Origin of the sequence: Paenibacillus sp. CF384, assembly GCF_900106745.1 — a bacterium.
Classification (GTDB): Bacteria; Bacillota; Bacilli; order Paenibacillales; family Paenibacillaceae; genus Paenibacillus_Z.
The window spans coordinates 73,544-91,732 of the sequence record NZ_FNNV01000021.1 but is presented as its reverse complement, the minus strand read 5'-3'; the positions used below and the strand labels follow the sequence as shown (position 1 = coordinate 91,732).

Below are 18,189 nucleotides of genomic sequence, written 5' to 3'. Positions count from 1 at the left end.
TGACGATAGAATTACTTCGGAATGGTACCTTCGACTCCTTTGACGAACCAATTCATGGTCAGAATGGTATCCAAACTCATCGTTTCGCCGGCTTTCAGCTTCTCTACTCCGCTTGCATCAACAATCGGACCGGTAAACACTTGAAGTGATCCGTCCAGAACCTTCGCCTTCGCATCCTCAACCATCTTCTTCACGTCATCCGGAACCTTCGCTCCAAGCGGTGCGAGATCGACCATCCCATCTGCCATCGAGCCCATAAATTGTTCGTTCTTCCACGTTCCGTCCTGCACGGCTTTCACGATACCGGTGTAATACGGACCCCAGTTCCAGACGGGGTTGGTCAAATACGCGTCCGGTGCATATTTGCTCATATCCGAGTCATTACCTCCTGCGAACGCACCACGTTCAGCCGCCGCTTGAACGGTAGCAGGTGAATCCTGATAGGCCATCAATACATCCGCACCTTTGTCCAGCAAACTAATCGCTGCTTGGCGCTCCGTATTCGGGTCAAACCACGTGTTGGACCATACGACATCGACTTTAATATCCGGATTCACGCTCAGAGCTCCTAATGCAAACGCGTTGATATTATAAATAACTTCAGGAATCGGAAAAGCACCTACATATCCGAGATGATTCTTTTTCGTCACTTTACCTGCCGCAATGCCTGCTAGGTAACTGGCTTCGAAATTTTTACCGAAATAAGTACCCATGTTGTCAGCTGTTTTGTAACCAGCCGTATGTTCGAAGATGACCTTCGGAAATTTCTTCGCCACGTTCAAGGTATAATCCATATAACCGAAGCTTGTGGTAAAAATAATATCGTGATTCTGCGCCAGCTCCGTAATGATTCGTTCCGCATCCGCGCTCTCCGGTACATTCTCTACCGTGTCAGCTTTAATGCCTGTCTGCTCCTCCATATACTTACGCCCTTGATCATGCTGAAACGTCCAGCCGCCATCCCCGGGCGGTCCGATGTAAACAAACGCGACGCGAGGAGCTTTCGTTTTAGTTTCCGTAGTTGTCGCGTTCGCGCTTGTCGTAGTGTTTGAATCTGAATCTTCTGTCTTAGACGCGTTAGTAGAGGTTGATGTCTTATCTTCGTTGTTCTTGCTGCTGCAGCCAGTGAGCACCATGACTGAAGCAAGAATGGCAGTCAAACCAAACGTCATTGCCCGGTTACGAAGTTTCATACCGTTCCTCCCCAAACCTATCTATATTCATCCCAGGTTCTGCCTGGGACGTAATTCCACTATAAGTCCGCGTCATCAATACGTCAACTTATATAACATAAACATAACTCACACATCACTTCGCATTCAACTGCATCTGCGACCAAATCAACTTCGCTTTCTCCAGCTGTTCTTTCGTATCAATATCAATAAACGCCCATTCCGCCGCGTAGCGAACCACTTTCCCCCGATAATCCGGCGATTTCAGCAGCTTCCTCGCTCCCGCGTCCCCCTCTAGCTCACAGAGCAGCGGGAACATAGATTTGTTGAAAATCACCGGCGGACCCGCAATATCCCCATATCCGCTGGCCACATAATCTACTGACGGATCTTCTAGAAACACCGAAACAAGGCGTTTAAGCAGTGTCGCGTTAACAAACGGTTGATCCGCAAGCGCAATTAATACGGCATCCGGATTCTCCGGCAGCAGCGCTTGAACACCGCTTCGGATGGAGTGCGACATTCCGCCGTGCGCTTCTTTACAAGGCGTTATGCGATATTTAGGCAGCACGCCGAGCCGTTCTCTGCGATCATAGAGCCATAAGAGCGGATCATCCGGCCGTACAACTACCGTCAGCGGGTGAAATCCGCAGCCGCGCAATTCCTGCAAACCTCGACTGCCCATTGTGATACCCGGGGCTAATTCGAGCGATAGCTTCGCCTCCCCCATCCGTTTACTCGAACCTGCCGCAAGATAAATACTGCCTATCTTCATCGCGGCATCACCTCCTCTCCGTTTCTTTTGCCGACCTGCCGCGCGGAAGCACGTACCTCAATCAACTGAGCCACTACGCTAATCGCAATTTCCTGCGGACCCTCTGCATGGATCGGCAGTCCCATAGGCGCATACAAATTCGAACTTCGATCTAACCCTTCCAGCAGCTTCGCTGCCCTCGAACTCGAACCCAACAGCCCAATATAGCGCAGCCCTAGCGGAATTGCCCGACTTAGCATCTCACGATCATGGCGCATGTGATGGCTGCACACGATCAGATAGTCGTTCATTCCGAGTTGTAGTTGATCTATTATTTCTTGAGGAGTCCCGATAACAAACGCCGCATCCATACAAAGAACAACGTTACCCTCACGTATACCTGCACCTGCATCTTCATAATCACGTTCACGCCAATCAGCGATAACGACGCGAAAACCAATCTCTACGGCCGCCTTGGCAATTGCCGCAGCATCTTGGCCATCCCCGAACAGAGTAAGCCGAGGCATCGGCTCCCATGTGAAGACGATACTCCGTCCAACCTGCCAGATATCCGTCTCGAATTGAGCTGCCACATCGTCACTGCCAATTACAATGGCATCATCATTCACCAGTGTGTACAACATTCGATCGCCATCCCACCGTCTGCTGAATGCAATCGTTTGCCCGTTCTGAAGCCGTCGACCTGCTTCTCTGAGCAATCGCAGCAGTCCGCCATGCGCGGCCTCCAGCAGAACCTTTATTTCACCGCCGCAGCCGACGGCCTCTCCCCATATCGCATCCTCTTCGGATCTCAAATTATAATTCACCAGGACTGGCAAACCGCTCTCGAGCACATCTACTACCCTCGCATGCAAATCCTCTTCCAGGCAGCCCGGACTTAAACTCCCGATTCTCCTGCCGTTAGCGAGAAGCAGCATGGCCGCTCCTTCTTTGCGGTAAGAATGACCACTCACCTGAATAATCGTGGCCAGAACAGCCGAAATTCCGCTTCGATGATCTGCCAGTTTGACTAATATCGGAGTCATATTCACCGTAGTCGCCCCCTAAACCTAACATATAGGTTTCACGATAGACATAACCGTCATGTCATTAATGTTATGTTATATAACATAATAGAATGCTTGTTCCATTAATTCAAGTGTCTAATGTAATGTTAATTTACATATTATATGCCAAAAAAACCTCCTAGCTGCACGTCCCAGACGTTGCAGCAAGAAGGTTTTAATGGGCTTATTCGATTGTTATTGCATATAAGGGTTCGGCTGCGAGACAAGCGAACTCTTCACTTGGGCCATCGCTTGCTGAATTTTCTGTTGAATGAGCTGAATTTGACGTTTCTGCGCATCCATTTGCATTTGCAGCTGATTCTCGGCAAGCTTCAGCTCGCGCTCAATGTTATACAGCTCTTGAACGACCTGCTGAACCTGCTGTGATTTAGGGTCCAGCCCTGCATTGCGGAGCGCTTGCTGAGCCTGCAGCTGCTCTTGCTGCTGTCTCAACTTGACCTGCTCTTGGAACTGCTCGTAGCTAAGCTGTTGACTGTTTAAGTTCGATTGACCTTGCATCTCCATCGTGTGAGCCTCCTGTGCGGAATCCTTATTCCGCTTTAGAATGCCCCCACATCGGCATGATTATGTCATTTCGTACCAATCAGCGCTTAATCCCGCCGTCACGATTGACGAGCTCCTCCACCAATTCATTCGAAATCGGTTGTTTTCCATAACGCACGCTGTGATAAGCGGCAAGCAGCGAATTCGCTTCGACAGCACCCTTGTCTTTGCTCAGATCCGATCCAATTTCATTCGGCGTCAGATGCGGCCTAAACGAATAGCCCTTCTTCACGAAGCTGCCCACCCAGCGGCGATACAAGTAACGAACACGCGCTTCGTTATCCGCAAGATCCTTCCACTTCAGCTTCTGCTCTTTGGAACGATTGCGCCACGAGGTGAACCGATTGCCGGTACTTCGAATTCGTTCGACTTCATCGACATAGCCGCTAGTCGTCCGTGCCGCATCCCTGCGGAATAGCTGTGCGAGTTTGCTGCGGAGCAGCTTCAACCACTGCGGCAGTTCCTTCAGCTTGCGAAGCGCGAGCCAGAGCACGAAGCCAACCATGATAGCTGCGATACCGTACAATATGATCTCTACCCACAGCGGAAGCCCCTTCGATGCACCGTCAATCGGCGGCATTTCTGGCATTTGCTGAGATTCTGCTCCGGTCTCCGGCAGAGCGGACTCTTTCCCGCTTCCGCTAAGCAAACCTCCGAGGAGATCCTTGACCTCTCGACCCAGAGCGCCAAACATCGCCTGCAGCTGGTAACTGAGCACGATCAGCACAGATATTGCTGCCGCAACCCCGACGAAGTACCGATTATGCCTGCGCACCGTATAGTCTACGTTCGGCTTGGCTTCTCCGGACAACGTTTCCCGGCTAACCGTGCTGCGATTGGTCTGAAACAGCGTCAAACCCAGTGTAAGCAATCCCGCAAACAGATAGAAGACATGATAGTTGTCGAACCCCTCTTTAAACTGATACACGACCGATCCGGCAAAATAAAACGACGTCCCCATCACATACGTTCGCGGCAGATGACGCAATAACGGATGTGTGACCGCGTAAGCCGAGCCTCGGAACAGTGCAGCTGTCACATACAGAAACGGAACAATCGCGTCTACTGTCAAACCGAACAGGAAGAAACAGCTGACGGCCGCAACAATTGCAGCAAGAACAATTCTGCCAAACGAATGCGCAAACTTCACCAGTAAGTTGAGGCCGCAACCGACCATATAACCCGCAAGCAGCAGAAGCATCATGGCAGGCAAAGGCATTTCAAATTGCGATTTCCATACATAAACAGCGAGGTAGATCGGCATGAACAACAATAATTCGATCAAGCCTGAACCGAATAACGAGAAGACGGCCCGCATCAAGTTTCCCTTCGTATTCGAAGCACTCATCCAGCAGCGACCTCCACTCCCGCAATCGGCAGCCAATCAACGGAATGACCGTCATTACGCAGCTTTGCCATTTCTCGTTCTATAGGGTCACTCATGAAAGCTGAAATGATGACTACATCGCAGCGTTCCTCCCACTCGGACCTAAGCTGATCCACCATTGCATCGAAAGGCTGCGTACGCACGATAACAAGCTTCGCGAGCTGACCGTACAAATGCGTCAAGTGCTCGCTTCCGCTTCCCCGCTCCACCTTCATCACCGTTTCCGGATGATCAAGCTCATGACCATTGCTCGCAAAGGCCGTTTCCACGCCTTGCTCCGTTGCGTATTGAAGAATCGCTGCCGCATAACGAATGCCTTCCTCTATGAGAGCCGGGTTATTCACCGCTTCCCACATCCCGGCATGATCCTCAACATTGAGCAGAACGATAAGTCGGTAATCTGCCGTGTAGTCGCGGCGGTGGACCTGCATCGAACCCGTGCGCGCAGTCGCGCTCCAATTGATCATTTTGAAGGAATCGCCCGGACGGTACTCCCGAACCCCGCTGATATAAAAGGGATCTTCCACAATCCATCTGCGCACCGCGATATCCCCTTGCCAGCTCCGAGAAGGAAGCTGGATCAATGAACGATCGGCAGGCTGCGGGTACACGAGCAGTTCCACTTCAAGCGGTACCGAACGCCATGAGCTGAACATCCCGAACAGATCGCCGAACGTCAGCGAAGCGCTGGTCAGCCGGTAACAACCTCTTGATGCTGCCAGAACCGTATGGCGTCGCTTCAACTGTTTATTGCCCATAAGGCTGAACAAGCTGCGATGATTCTGATAGAACTGTCCGTGGCTGACCGCGAAATTAGTATCGCTTTCGAATTTCAATCCGGTGTGCAGCAAGGATTCAACGCGAAGCCATGGCACAGGTACAAATTTGCGATTCGTTAACCGCTCCACCATCTCGATGCGGTCACCTTCAAAGCAAGTCGCCACACTGAACGTACGCGAGTATGTCACGCCTCTCATTCCGAAATAGCGGAAAAGATACCGCTGCACCAGGATGACGAATAACGCGCTTAGAATATACCAATGAATGCCCATGCTTCATCTCCCCTCCACGGCTGACTTCCTTAAGTCCTGCCGACAAGCGGCGAATCCGCAGGTACCGAGACGGATGCAAGAATGCTGCCGATAACCTGTTCCGCCGCTTCAGGACGCATCCGCTGTACGCTTCTAAGCGCGATACGGTGAGCCAGCACCGGCACTGCCATTGCCTTCACATCGTCCGGCAGAACATAGCCTCTGCCCTTAATAGCCGCATGCGCTTGGCAGGCACGCAGCAGCGCCTGACTGCTTCGCGGGCTTGCGCCGAGCGCAGCATCCGGATGTACCCGGGTAGCTTCGACAATCGCAAGCATATAGCCGAGCAGCTCCTCGCTCACTTGAATGGTGGTATACAGCTGCTTGGCCGCCTCGATTTCTTCCGCGCCGATAACCGGCTCCAGCTGCTCCAGCGGGCTGTCCGCCATAAACCGCTTCATAATGGAGATCCCTTCCTCCGTCGTCGGGTAGCCCATCTTAATCTTGAAGAGGAAGCGATCAAGCTGTGCTTCCGGCAGCGGGAACGTACCCTGCTGCTCGATCGGATTCTGCGTCGCAATGACGAGAAACGGACGACCAAGCGTATGGGTCGTGCCGTCGATACTTACCTGCCGCTCTTCCATGCACTCCAGCAAGCTGGACTGCGTACGCGGAGTCGCTCGGTTAATTTCATCGGCAAGCACGATGTTCGCGAAGAGCGGACCTGGTCGAAACTCGAATTCCGCGACTTTCTGATTATAGAAGTGAATGCCCGTCAGGTCGGACGGGAGCAAATCCGGCGTAAATTGAATCCGTTTGAACGCGCCGTCGATGGACTTGGCAAGCGCTTTTGCGAGCAGCGTCTTCCCCGTCCCCGGTACGTCCTCCAGCAGCACATGGCCGGATGTTAGAATGGCGATTATTAATTTGTCGACGATATCTTCTTTCCCTACGATGACTTTACTGACATTGGAACGAATTCGATCTGCCGTTTGACTGATTTTACTTAAACTCATCCTGCCTGCTCCTCTCGTTTTCCAGCGAATGGAAGTACATCCTCTCAAGTATACCCCCATTCTGATAGAGAGGCTAGACCCGATTGAGAGCGTTATCGAAGCTCCGAGCGTCCTCTCATGTAGGGACGAAGTACCAGCGGGATATGAATCGAGCCATCTTCGCGCTGATGATTCTCGAGAAGCGGAATGAGAATTCGCGGCGTGGCGACCATCGTATTGTTAAGCGTGTACGCATATTGCGGTTTGCCGCTCTCATCCAAATAGCGGATATTCGAGCGCCGCGCCTGGAAGTCCAGCAGCAGCGAAGCCGAATGCGTCTCCCCATAGCTGCCGCGGCTTGGCATCCAAGTCTCGATATCGTACTGCTTATAATTCTTCTGCGACATATCGCCGGCACACACCGCTACTACTCGGTACGGCAGCTCGAGAAGCTGCAGCAGCTCCTCGCTCATCGCCGTCATTTGCTCCAGCAGCGATAATGCCAGCGGAAGATCCGCTTTACACAACACAACTTGCTCCACTTTCGCAAATTGATGCACCCGGTAGAGACCTTGCACATCGCGGCCTGCCGATCCAACTTCGCTGCGATAACAAGGGCTGACAGCCCCAAGCCTCTTCGGGGCGGTGAGATCCACGAGTTCCCCGCTGTAATACGAGATAAGCGGCACCTCCGACGTGCCGATCAGCCACTTATCCTCGCCTTGGATACCGAAGGTCTGATCCCGATTGGCGGGAAAATAGCCCGACGAAACGAGCGTTTCCTCCTTCACCATAGCAGGTACATCCATCAGCTCAAACCCTTTATCCATCAGCATGTCGAGTGCGAGCTGTTGAACTGCCCGGTGCAATTGCAGCCCGTAATTGGCCAGCACATATTGCCGAGTACCGCCGATCTTTACCCCTCTTGCAAAATCCACCATTCCCAGCCGTTGCCCGATTTCCACATGGCTTTGCGGTGTGAACGAAGCAAAATCTGGAATCTCCCCCACTCGCCGGATTTCAACGTTATCCTCATCGTTCGCTCCGAGCGGCGTATCCGCCGAAGTCAGATTAGGGACGCGAAGCATGAGGTCCTCGTATCGAAACATCGTCTGACGATACTGCGCCTCTGCTTGCTTAAGCTGCTGCAGCAGCTCCGAGGTTTCCTGCTTCATCGGCGCCGCTTCTTCCTTGCGCCCTTCGAGCATCAGCTGCTCAATCGCCTTCGAGCGCCGGTTTCTCTCCGCACGAAGCGTTTCCGTCAGTTGAAGCAGCTCCCGTCTGCGGTCATCCACCGTGAGGAGCTCTTCAATCGATATCGAAATCTTCTTCCAATCTGCGGCTTGTTGATACGCCTGCGCTTGCTGTCTAATCGTCGCGATGTTTAACATGGTTAGCACTCCCTTTGATTTCTATTGTCGCTGGGACAAACAAAAATACGCGTTCCTTTTGTCCCATAACAATGGGACGAAGAACGCGCTCGCGGTGCCACCCAAATTAGTCAATCGCATGATCGACTCTCTCAGATCCGCCGATAACGGTGCGGTACCGGAATGCTTGGAGAGCCTGGAACGGCAACGAAAATTGCCCTCAAACTCTGTACGCAACGCCTCCGAGTTGGATGCTCATCATCGGCCTGTGTGCTTATTGCTCGTAAGTATAGCAGAGCCATACTCACGATGCAAGGGGCAGTCATGAAAGACTGCTCGGGAAATTACAGAACGGAAGAAATAAGCTCTTTATCAAGCACTTCGCGCTCAAACGCTTCTTGATACTTGCTCATGCAGTTGCAATAGTAATCTCTTCTGCAGATTGGACAAGGAACCGTAAGAAGACGGTTAACGCCGATCAGCTTCCAATCCGGTTTCTTCGTGAAGATCAATCGGCATTGCGTGTTATCGGACATCGTAACGACAAAATGATATAGTCCATCTGCTACATTAATGTCTGCAGCTGCAAAATCTTTAATTTTCATATTGAATTTCATAATCAATCTCCTGTTTTGTAGATTTGAAAATTCCTTGTAAGCTTATTAAATTTGCGGGTGAATGTCAATTCATTTATATAGTTTACCCATGTGGGAACCGCGCGAAACGTGAACTTCGGTCTAATCTCGCAATTCCGAGCATATCTAGCGCGAAAGAAAGAGCAGCCCCCAGAGTAAGGAGCTGCTGCCCAAGCGAATCTTAAGCACCCGTCTGCATCGCAAGCGACTGCTGCATCTCGAATTGCGTCATATAAAGCTTGTGATACAAACCGCTTTGTTTCATCAGTTCATCATGCGAGCCTTGCTCCGCAATCTGGCCGTCCTTCACAACGAGGATGATATCAGCATCTCTAATTGTAGATAGCCTATGCGCGATAATGAAGGCAGTCCGACCTTCCAGCATCGTCTGCAACGCTGCTTGGATATGCTGCTCCGTTTCGGTATCGACACTCGAAGTCGCTTCATCCAGGATGAGAATACGCGGATCGGAGAGCAGCACTCGCCCGAATGCGAGCAGCTGACGTTGACCGACGGACAGCTTCGAACCGCGTTCCTCCACTTGCGTCTGATAGCCGTCTGCATATTGGGAGACGAACTTGTCGATGCGGACATTCTCGGCTGCGCGGCGCAGCGCCTCGTCGGATGCATCCTCGTTGCCGTAGCGCAGATTCTCTTCTATCGTACCGGAGAAAATGAAGGAATCCTGCAGCACGATGCCCATCTGACGCCGCAGCGACTCCAGTGTAACATCCTTGACCTCTTGACCGTCGATCAGGATCCGACCTCCGGTTGCATCATAGAAACGCATGAGCAGATTGACGATCGTACTCTTACCTGCACCGGTCGGACCTACAAGCGCGACACGCTGACCCGGCTTGATATGAAGATTAATATTCTTGAGCACGTCCGGTTTATCCGATTCATAGCGAAATGCTACATTCTCGAATATAACCTCGCCTTGGATCGGCTTTATGGCTTTCGCATTGGCGCGATCTTTCACTTCCGGCTCCGAATCCAGAATCTCGAAGATGCGCTCAGCCGAAGCCATTGCGGACAGCACCTGGCTATACACTTTGGAAAGCGCACTTAGCGGTCCCCAGAAACGCCACAAGTAGTTAATGAATGCCATAATGAAGCCCAGTGTTAACTCTTTATCCATTACAGCTTGCGCACCGAACCATAACACGACGCAGGTTCCGATCATCCCGATCATCTCAACGGATGGGAAGACGATGGATTCCAACGTCACGGCCCGCATGAACGCATTCTTGTTGCGTGTATTCAACTTCTCAAACCTCTTGTTGTTCTCGGATTGGCGAGAGAACGCTTGAATGACGCGAATGCCTTGCAGCGTCTCATTCAAATTGCCGTTGATCGCGGACATCGTTTTGCGCGAACGCGACCAGGAGCCTTCGATTTTGGATTGCATTTGGCCGAAAACCAAGTACAGCAACGGCAAAGTAATGAAGGATAATAACGCCAGCTTCCAGTCCATCCAGAGCAGAATGACCACGATCCCGATCAGATGCGTAAACTCCATGACGAGCGTAATCAATCCACCGTTAATGAGCTCACCGATTGAGTTCGTATCATTCGTGATGCGAGACATGATTTTGCCTGCAGGTCTGCCATCGAAGAATCGGAAGGATAAGGACTGCAAGTGATTGAACAATTGCTGACGCAGATCGAACAAAATCCGCTGCCCGGTAAAGTTGATGAATCTGGTGTGCAAATAGCCAAACAGCCACCCCGCCACTCTAATCCCCAGCAGGGTAAAGCCAATCATATTAATCACGAAGAAATCTTGTTTCAGGATCCCCTCGTCAATGATGTACCTTAGCAGCAGCGGTTCCGCGAGACTGAGACCCATGTTGAATAGGACGATAATGAGGACGATGGTAAGGACTTTGCGATACGGGAGTACATAGCGGAACAATCGCTTCATGTACGCCCGGTTAAACGGCTTCTCTTCTAAATCTTCGTCGGAATCCCATTCGACTTGACTCATAGAGGTTTCCCTCCTTTATGACGTTAATCATATTTTTTATTGCCATTAATTGATCGACTATCTGGCTGCTGCAGCCTCTTGCATCTGGAACAGATTCCGGAAGAACCCTTCCTGCTCGAACAGCTCTTTATGGGTACCTTGCTGCACGATCTTGCCTCCGTCAAGCACGACGATGCGATCTGCCCGTTTCACAGAGGATAGTCGCTGCGCGATGATGAACGTTGTGCGCCCCTTCATGACCTCCAGCAGCTCCTCGTGAATCGCGGACTCCGTAGCCGTATCGACGCTTGCTGTTGCTTCATCCAACACTAGAATCGGCGGATCCATTAAGATCGCGCGTGCCAGTGCGACACGCTGACGCTGCCCGCCGGACAGCCCGACTCCGCGTTCGCCGATGATTGTGTCATAGCCATGCGGCAAGGTATCGATAAAGGAATGAATCTGGGCTTTACTTGATGCCCATTCTATCTGCTCCTGTGTCGCTTCCGGCACGCCATATGCGATATTCTCCCGGATTGTCGCAGAGAACAGGAACGTTTCCTGCGGTACGATACCGATTTTGCGACGGAGTCCTTCAAGCTCATAGTCACGGACATCGACGCCGTCAATCAACAGCCGGCCTTGGCTGACATCGTAGAATCGCGACATCAGCGCGATCAAGCTGCTCTTGCCGGAGCCAGTTGCGCCAAGCACGGCGACGACTTCCCCCTGCTTCACGCCAAGCGAGATGTCCTCCAGAATACCTGCGTCTTGCTCCGGATCTTGATCGGCGAAGTGGAAGGAGACGCCTTCAAAGCTGACATTCCCTTCTATGCGATCCGAATCCGCCTTAGCGCCCGTCTCCGAGCTGATATCTACCGGGGTATCCAACACTTCAAACACGCGAGGCGCGGCTTTGATCGCCTGCTGCATAATGTTGATTTGCCAGCCTAGCATGTTAAGCGGCCAGATGATTCCCCAGGTGTACCACTGGAACGCCATGAATGTACCGAGTGTCATGTGCCCTTTGGCCACGAAATACGCCCCGACCCACACCATGGTCAGAAAGACGAGACCTCCGTAAAAGTTCATGAGCGGGAACGATTTGGCTTCGAGCTTCGCCCGGTCCATATTCGTTTCGAAATTCTGATCGTTGCGTTCCTCGAACTTGGATTGTTCAACATGCTCACGAGCGAATGCTTTAACAACACGAATACCCGAGATATTTTCTTGCAAGGTTGTCGTCAACTTGCCCATTTGCTCTCTAATCTGACCCCAAGCCGGACCAACCTTTTTGTTAAACTGATAAAGTGCCAGCAGCAGCAATGGAACGCTGGCCATACAGAGCAGTGTAACTTGCCATTGAATAAACGCCATGAAAATAATCGTACCGACAAAGGTCATCACCCCTGTGAACATCGCCATCGCTCCGAAACCGATGAAGTTCTTCACGGATTCGATATCCCCTGTCATGCGCGACATCAGCTGTCCGGTCTGGGCTTTATCGTAATAGCTGAAGGATAACCGCTGCAGATGATTATAGAGCTGCTCCCTAAGCGTATAGACGACGTTCTGCCCGACAAGCTCTTGCGCTCGGCCTTGGATGAACATGGCGACGCTTTTCACGACTTGAATGCCTGCCAGACCTAAGATCAAGGCTAGTATCAGCTTGACATCGCTATTGGCAATTCCTTCGTCGAAGATCAGCTTCAGCATCCATGGCGCGATCAGATCGATCGCAGTTCCGAGCACCATCATCACAAGCGAGATGACGACCCAGCTCGTGCTTGGGCGCAAATAACGCAATAAGCGAACCAAATTTTTCATTGATGTATTCCCCCTTTAAACAGAACATGCGCAGGTTCCTTGACGGCAACAAAAAAGGAGACCTCGAGCCGCATGGCTCAAGATCTCCTTATACACAGACGGGTACACAGCTAGTTAAGGCTGCAGTCTGTGAAAGAAGTCGGGCCGATGGACTCTGTTAAACGCTTCATTGCGCACATCAATAAAAACGTTTACCATATCCATCGCCCTCCTTTCATCGTTTTCCGTAAATTGGAACAACCAAATCTTAACACCACTTCCGGCAGTGCGCAAGAGGCTCTTGAGAAATTTATTTTCGCCCTAGGGTGAAAGATATCGTTCTATAAATCGACGATGTCTTTCACCCTCAATCGGTCTAAATCAGCCTAAACGCGGTCATGCTCCCTTTAGCAGCAGCTTACAAATCACTGGTAGGTTCGAAATCCGCAGCCGTAATTCCTTGTTCCACCGCAAATTCGAAATCCTCTATATCGTACACCTGGACAGGCACTTCAGCCTCCAGAAGCTTATCTTGAAATTCGAATTGATCCGACAGCAAAGGCACGCTCAGCTTGATCGAGGTCAACAGCAGCTCAGTTTCAATCGGGTCAAAATATTCGCCGTAGTGCGCGTTATCCACCGCATGCACGATGGTAAATTGAATCCTGTCGTCCAACAGCAGAGGCGAACTCTGACGCCAAGGCATCTGAAGGGCACGCTCGATCTTCTTCTTGTTGAACGGGTCCTCGAAGAACGCGATAAGCTCTCCGATCTTCGCTTTCACATGCGCATCGTCTTCGGGATCATCCATCACAGGATCTGTGCCCGCTTGCATATCGTAGAGTTCCATAATTGTCGAATAAGGCAAGACAAAATCGACCGGCCGGCTTGGTACGAGCAAATGACCATAGGTTGCTACCATTACGGCTTCAATGACAAATCGCCGTCGCATTCCATCTCCCCCTTCTAATCCGTGTTAGCTTATTATACAACATAACCTTTCACGTACACAGAGCTAAATGCTTGTTTTACAGGAAGCAACTGTTTGGAAGCTGTGCTAAAATAAGACTGGTCCTTACCCTAATGTTAAATGTGTATTGGAGTTGATCCCGAACTTATGCATAACGAACAAGTAATCATCGTCGGCGCCGGTCCATGCGGACTAGCCGCAGCTATTGAATTGCAGGCGATAGGCATCGATCCGCTCATGATCGAGAAACGCAATGTCGTGCATTCGATATCGCAATACCCCACCTATATGCACTTCTTCAGCTCACCGGAGCTGCTCGAAATCGCCGGCATTCCGTTCACGACGGCCAATGAGAAGCCGTCTCGCATTGAAGCGCTCAACTACTACCGAAGCGTTGCGCTTCGGCGAGAAGTGCGCATACATGCTTATGAGGCTGTCACGTCGATTCATCCGCAGCCGGATGGCAGTTTCGTGCTAGAGAGCTCGAATCGTCATGGCGAATTGAACACGTATCACGCCAAAGCCGTCATTATCGCAACCGGGTACTTCGATCATCCGAATGAGCTTGGCATTCCCGGCGAACAGTCCGATAAAGTGACCCATTTCTTCCGAGAAGCCCATCCGTATACGGGCATGCAGGTTGCCATCATCGGCGGCAGCAATTCGGCGATCGATGCGGCTCTGGAGCTGGAGCGAGTTGGCGCGAAGGTAACCGTCGTGTACCGTGGCGAACACTATTCTTCGAGCATCAAGCCATGGGTTCGTCCGATCTTCGAGAGTCTTGTATCGAAAGGCCGTATCCAGATGCGATTCACTTCCCGCGTTGTTGCCATCCATTCGCGAAGCGTCACGATCGAAAGTGTAGACGGTCTGGACGAACTGCCGAACGACTTCGTCCTGGCCTTGACCGGTTTCCATCCGGATCGTGCATTCCTTGCCTCTTTCGGCGTAACGATGGAGGAAGAAGGGTATCCGACCTTTAACGATGAAACGATGGAGAGCAATGTACCGGGTATATATTTGGCAGGCGTTGTCGCTTCTCGGCGGGAAGCCAATGAAATCTTCATCGAATCCGGTCGGTTCCACGGGCGGAAGATCGCCGCTCATCTTGTACGTACCGGTGCTATAATGCTATAGTCATCTTCGAGATAATAGAGAACTTAAAGAGGCTTTGCATCCCGAATTGAGCAATCGCGCAATCGGAAGATTCAAAGCCTCTTAGGTATGCTTATAAACTAACAATCGGCTGAATTCCGTCCTTATCGATGCCTTGGAAGGTCATCACTGTCGCAATCTTCTGCAGCCGGATATATTCATTATGAAGCAGTTCCGTTCGAAAATACGCAAACATATAGACCGCTTCGATGAAGGTTAATGCCGGATATACGGTAATGTTCTGATTGCTGAACGGATTATCGAGCAGCACCTGCCACTCGCCGCTTCGCTGGTCTTCCGGTATGGATTCGAATACATGCCGCTTGGTCCGAATGATGCCTGCGAACTCACGCCAAACGTACGTCCATGATGGACTTGTCCGTCCAGGCTCGGGCACTGCAAGTTGCCCGCGTCGCAGCAGCTCTAAGGCAAACTCCGCTTCCTCATCGGTAAATGTACGCAAATACTGCCTGAAGTCATCCAGAAATCGTCTTATTGCGGTGAATCCTTCCGTTCTGAGCGTCAGGCCGAACGCTTCTATTTCCACATCGGAGCCCAGCCCCTTGATCTGTTGAAAATAGGATTGATCCGTCACATTCATTCGCCTCTTACCCTCCTACACGTACGCTATGACTTCAGCAGCCTGATCGTCCCATCTTGCTCCAGCACTATTCTTCTAGTCGGATTGTTGTTCAGCTTCACGTTAAACAGCTTCAACCGCTCTTCCTTCACTTCAAGAAGTTCCCATTCTGAGTAGGGTTGGGCGAAATCCCTCTCCATCAGGGCATGTTCGGCCAGCTGTTCAGCCACATCAATATCCTCCCACCAGAGAGCGCCATAGTATGCAAAATCATACACATTTCTCAACATCCCACATGCGATCTCTCCTGTTATGCGATGACGCAATACGATAGGCATCGTGTTTCACCTCTCCTTCTAACGGGCATGGTGTGGGTCAAAACGAAAGGCGCGGCCGCTTATTCGCCGCCGCGCCCTCACAGATGTTACAAGTACATATTCTCGTGTTTCGCTTTCAAGCGAAGCCAGCGGCGTTCCACTTCATCCTCGAATGCCTTAAGCGCTTCGGCATATTCCGGACGCGTCATATGTTTGGTTTTGCCCATATTCTTCAGCCAGTCGCCAAGCGGGATTCGTTTGCCCTTGTCTTCCGGGTTATACGTAATCGTCGTGACGCCTTCTTCGACCTCATACATCGGAAAGAAACAGGTGTTAACCGCTTCGTCGATTAAAGTCTGACCGATCTTCTCCTCCGACAGCCAGTTCAGCGGACAAGAAATGAGAATTTTGCCGTACACAAGGCCGACATTCTGCGCATAATACTGCGCCTTGGCCGCTTTGCGAAGCAAATCCTGCGGAAGCGATTCCGAGCCGGTAAACACATATGAAATATTGGTTGCCGCCATAATTTGCGCCGTATCCTTATGATGGAACAGCTTACCGCCTTGATGTTTGCCTACGTTGGAGGTTGAAGTACGATGGCCAAGCGGTGTTGAATACGACATCTGCGCGCCGGTATTCATATAACCCTCGTTATCGTACTCGAGAATGATCATCTTGTGGTTACGGAGCGCGCTTCCGATTGCCGGCCCCATACCGATGTCCATCCCGCCGTCACCCGTAATCATGACGAAGGTGAAATCATCCTTCAAGCCATATTGTTCAAGCTCGCCGCGGCGCTTGCGTTCCCAGAACATCTCAACGACACCGGACAGCGTTGCGGCACCATTCTGGAACAAGTTATGAATATAAGTTGCTTTATGCGAAGAGTACGGGAATCCGGTCGTAACCACCATTGCGCAGCCCGTTTGGTAGAGGGCGACGATATCGCCTTCGATTCCCTTGAAGAACAGCTCCAAGCCGGAGAAGATACCGCAGCCCGGACAAGCGCCATGACCCGGCGCAAGGCGTTTCGGCTTCTTCGTCAGCTGTCGAACCGGTGGAACTTTAACCTTCAGCTTGCCGGTAGCCTCATCGCGGTCAACCGTAATCAGTCCGGTCTTCAGGTCCTCATACTTAAGCGGCTCCAGCACGCGCTTCGGCGCTTTCTCCGGATCGCCCGGCGTATGGCCCCAGTAATCAAACGGAACTTCGACTTTGCCTGATTGCGCGGCTTCAATCGCCAGCTCAAACAGGTGATGCCCGTCTTCGGCGTAGAAATCTTTGCCGCCCAGACCATAAATCCGACTGATGACGAGCGTATCCCGCACGCCATGCGTAAACAGCGCCGCTTTAATTTCGTTCGTCATGTTCCCGCCATGACCGCCATAGGAATCTGCGCGGTCACCTATCGTTACCGCTTTGACGCCGCGCAATGCTTCGGCGATTTCTTTGGCTGGGAATGGTCGAATGATATTCGGCGCTATAGAGCCTGCTTTGATCCCTTTGGCGCGCAGCTGATCCACGACGTCCTTGATGATTTCGGATGCCGAATTCATCAGGAATACCGCAACCTCGGCATCGTCCATCCGGTACTGATCGAGAATCGGATAATCTCGGCCGGTCAATTCGGCATACTCGGTGCGGATGCGATCGAATACTTCTCCTGCATTGTACATGGCCACCGACTGCTGATAGCAGTTGTTGATATAATCCGGTTCATTCATGTAAGGACCGACGGTAACCGGATTGTTGCGGTCGAGTACATGCTTGAAGCCTTCGGGAGAATGCTCGCCAACGAATGCATGTACATCAGCACGGTGTGCAAAGGTTTGGACGCGGCGTTTCTGATGAGAGGTGAAGTAGCCGTCAGAAGCGACTAGAACAGGCAGACGCACCTGCGGATCTTCAGCAAGCTTAAGCGCAATAATGTTCATGTCATATACGGCTTGCGGATCGCGGCACATCAAGATCGGCCAGCCGGTATTGAGTGCGAAGTACAAATCGGAGTGGTCACCATGAATATCAAGCGGTCCGGAGACAGAACGGCAGACGAGATTCATTACCATCGGGAAACGCGTACCGGATTGGACCGGCATTTGCTCCAGCATATACAAATATCCATTGGAGCTGGTTGCATTAAACACGCGGCCCCCGGCTGCGGACGCGCCATAGCAAATTCCTGCAGAGCCGTGCTCGCCGTCCGCTGGAATCAGTTTAATATCATGCTGCCCGTTCGCTTTCATCAGATCGAGAAACTGGGCAACCTCGGTAGAAGGTGAAATCGGGAAGTACCCCATAACGTGATAATTGATTTGATGCGCGGCATATGCAGCCATCTCGTTGCCTGACTCATAGACCATACGCTGCTCTACTTTACCTCTGCTCACTTCTTTGTTGATTTCAATGGCCATGTT

General features: G+C 51.5%; 16 protein-coding genes. 1 reads left to right on the top strand and 15 read right to left on the bottom strand.

Going from position 1 to position 18,189, the window contains the following annotated elements; translation table 11 throughout:
* Positions 1-11: 11 nt before the first annotated feature.
* From BLW29_RS26850 to BLW29_RS26795, 12 genes are all read right to left on the bottom strand, one after another.
* Positions 12-1,193 (bottom strand): BMP family ABC transporter substrate-binding protein, encoded by a 1,182-nt coding sequence (locus BLW29_RS26850; RefSeq protein WP_256208958.1) that lies wholly within the window; start codon positions 1,191-1,193, stop codon positions 12-14.
* Positions 1,194-1,308: 115 nt separating this feature from the next.
* Positions 1,309-1,947: a nucleotidyltransferase family protein gene (locus BLW29_RS26845; RefSeq protein ID WP_090985472.1), complete on the bottom strand. Its 639-nt coding sequence runs from the start codon at positions 1,945-1,947 to the stop codon at positions 1,309-1,311.
* Entirely contained in the window at positions 1,944-2,972 is a 1,029-nt protein-coding gene (locus tag BLW29_RS26840; RefSeq protein ID WP_256208964.1) for an XdhC family protein, read from the bottom strand. The genes BLW29_RS26845 and BLW29_RS26840 overlap by 4 nt, the downstream gene beginning before the upstream one ends.
* A 216-nt stretch (positions 2,973-3,188) precedes the next feature.
* Positions 3,189-3,518, bottom strand: coding sequence for a hypothetical protein (locus tag BLW29_RS26835; RefSeq protein WP_090985468.1), 330 nt, complete (start codon positions 3,516-3,518; stop codon positions 3,189-3,191).
* 79 nt (positions 3,519-3,597) lie between these two features.
* Complete coding sequence (locus tag BLW29_RS26830; RefSeq protein ID WP_090985466.1) at positions 3,598-4,905, bottom strand: DUF4129 domain-containing protein; 1,308 nt, start codon at positions 4,903-4,905, stop codon at positions 3,598-3,600.
* Positions 4,902-5,996 (bottom strand): DUF58 domain-containing protein, encoded by a 1,095-nt coding sequence (locus BLW29_RS26825; RefSeq protein WP_090985464.1) that lies wholly within the window; start codon positions 5,994-5,996, stop codon positions 4,902-4,904. Before BLW29_RS26825 ends, BLW29_RS26830 begins: the two co-directional genes overlap by 4 nt.
* 29 nt (positions 5,997-6,025) lie before the next feature.
* The gene (locus tag BLW29_RS26820) at positions 6,026-6,991 is read right to left on the bottom strand and encodes an AAA family ATPase (RefSeq protein ID WP_090985463.1); all 966 of its coding nucleotides are present in this window, start codon (positions 6,989-6,991) and stop codon (positions 6,026-6,028) included.
* A 92-nt stretch (positions 6,992-7,083) separates the two neighbouring features.
* Positions 7,084-8,361, bottom strand: coding sequence for a serine--tRNA ligase (serS, locus tag BLW29_RS26815; RefSeq protein ID WP_090985461.1), 1,278 nt, complete (start codon positions 8,359-8,361; stop codon positions 7,084-7,086).
* A 323-nt stretch (positions 8,362-8,684) separates the two neighbouring features.
* Positions 8,685-8,957 (bottom strand): hypothetical protein, encoded by a 273-nt coding sequence (locus BLW29_RS26810; RefSeq protein WP_090985459.1) that lies wholly within the window; start codon positions 8,955-8,957, stop codon positions 8,685-8,687.
* Between the two features lie 199 nt (positions 8,958-9,156).
* Entirely contained in the window at positions 9,157-10,965 is a 1,809-nt protein-coding gene (locus BLW29_RS26805; RefSeq protein ID WP_090985457.1) for an ABC transporter ATP-binding protein, read from the bottom strand.
* 57 nt (positions 10,966-11,022) lie between these two features.
* Positions 11,023-12,771: an ABC transporter ATP-binding protein gene (locus BLW29_RS26800; RefSeq protein WP_090985455.1), complete on the bottom strand. Its 1,749-nt coding sequence runs from the start codon at positions 12,769-12,771 to the stop codon at positions 11,023-11,025.
* Between the two features lie 397 nt (positions 12,772-13,168).
* Positions 13,169-13,702 carry an ADP-heptose synthase gene (locus BLW29_RS26795; RefSeq protein ID WP_090985453.1) on the bottom strand — a complete coding sequence of 178 codons (534 nt, stop codon included), beginning with the start codon at positions 13,700-13,702 and terminating at the stop codon, positions 13,169-13,171.
* A gap of 165 nt (positions 13,703-13,867) precedes the next feature.
* Here BLW29_RS26795 and BLW29_RS26790 point away from each other — a divergent pair, with 165 nt between their 5' ends.
* Positions 13,868-14,857, top strand: a complete 990-nt coding sequence (locus tag BLW29_RS26790; RefSeq protein WP_090985451.1) for a YpdA family putative bacillithiol disulfide reductase — start codon at positions 13,868-13,870, stop codon at positions 14,855-14,857.
* 91 nt (positions 14,858-14,948) lie between these two features.
* Here the strand turns inward: BLW29_RS26790 and BLW29_RS26785 are convergent, their stop codons facing one another.
* The 3 genes from BLW29_RS26785 to BLW29_RS26775 all read right to left on the bottom strand — a co-directional run bounded on the left by BLW29_RS26785 (position 14,949) and on the right by BLW29_RS26775 (position 18,186).
* Positions 14,949-15,476: a hypothetical protein gene (locus BLW29_RS26785; RefSeq protein ID WP_090985449.1), complete on the bottom strand. Its 528-nt coding sequence runs from the start codon at positions 15,474-15,476 to the stop codon at positions 14,949-14,951.
* Positions 15,477-15,502: 26 nt separating this feature from the next.
* Positions 15,503-15,793, bottom strand: coding sequence for a hypothetical protein (locus tag BLW29_RS26780; protein ID WP_090985447.1), 291 nt, complete (start codon positions 15,791-15,793; stop codon positions 15,503-15,505).
* Between the two features lie 86 nt (positions 15,794-15,879).
* Complete coding sequence (locus BLW29_RS26775; protein ID WP_090985445.1) at positions 15,880-18,186, bottom strand: thiamine pyrophosphate-dependent enzyme; 2,307 nt, start codon at positions 18,184-18,186, stop codon at positions 15,880-15,882.
* Between the last annotated feature and the right edge of the window lie 3 nt (positions 18,187-18,189).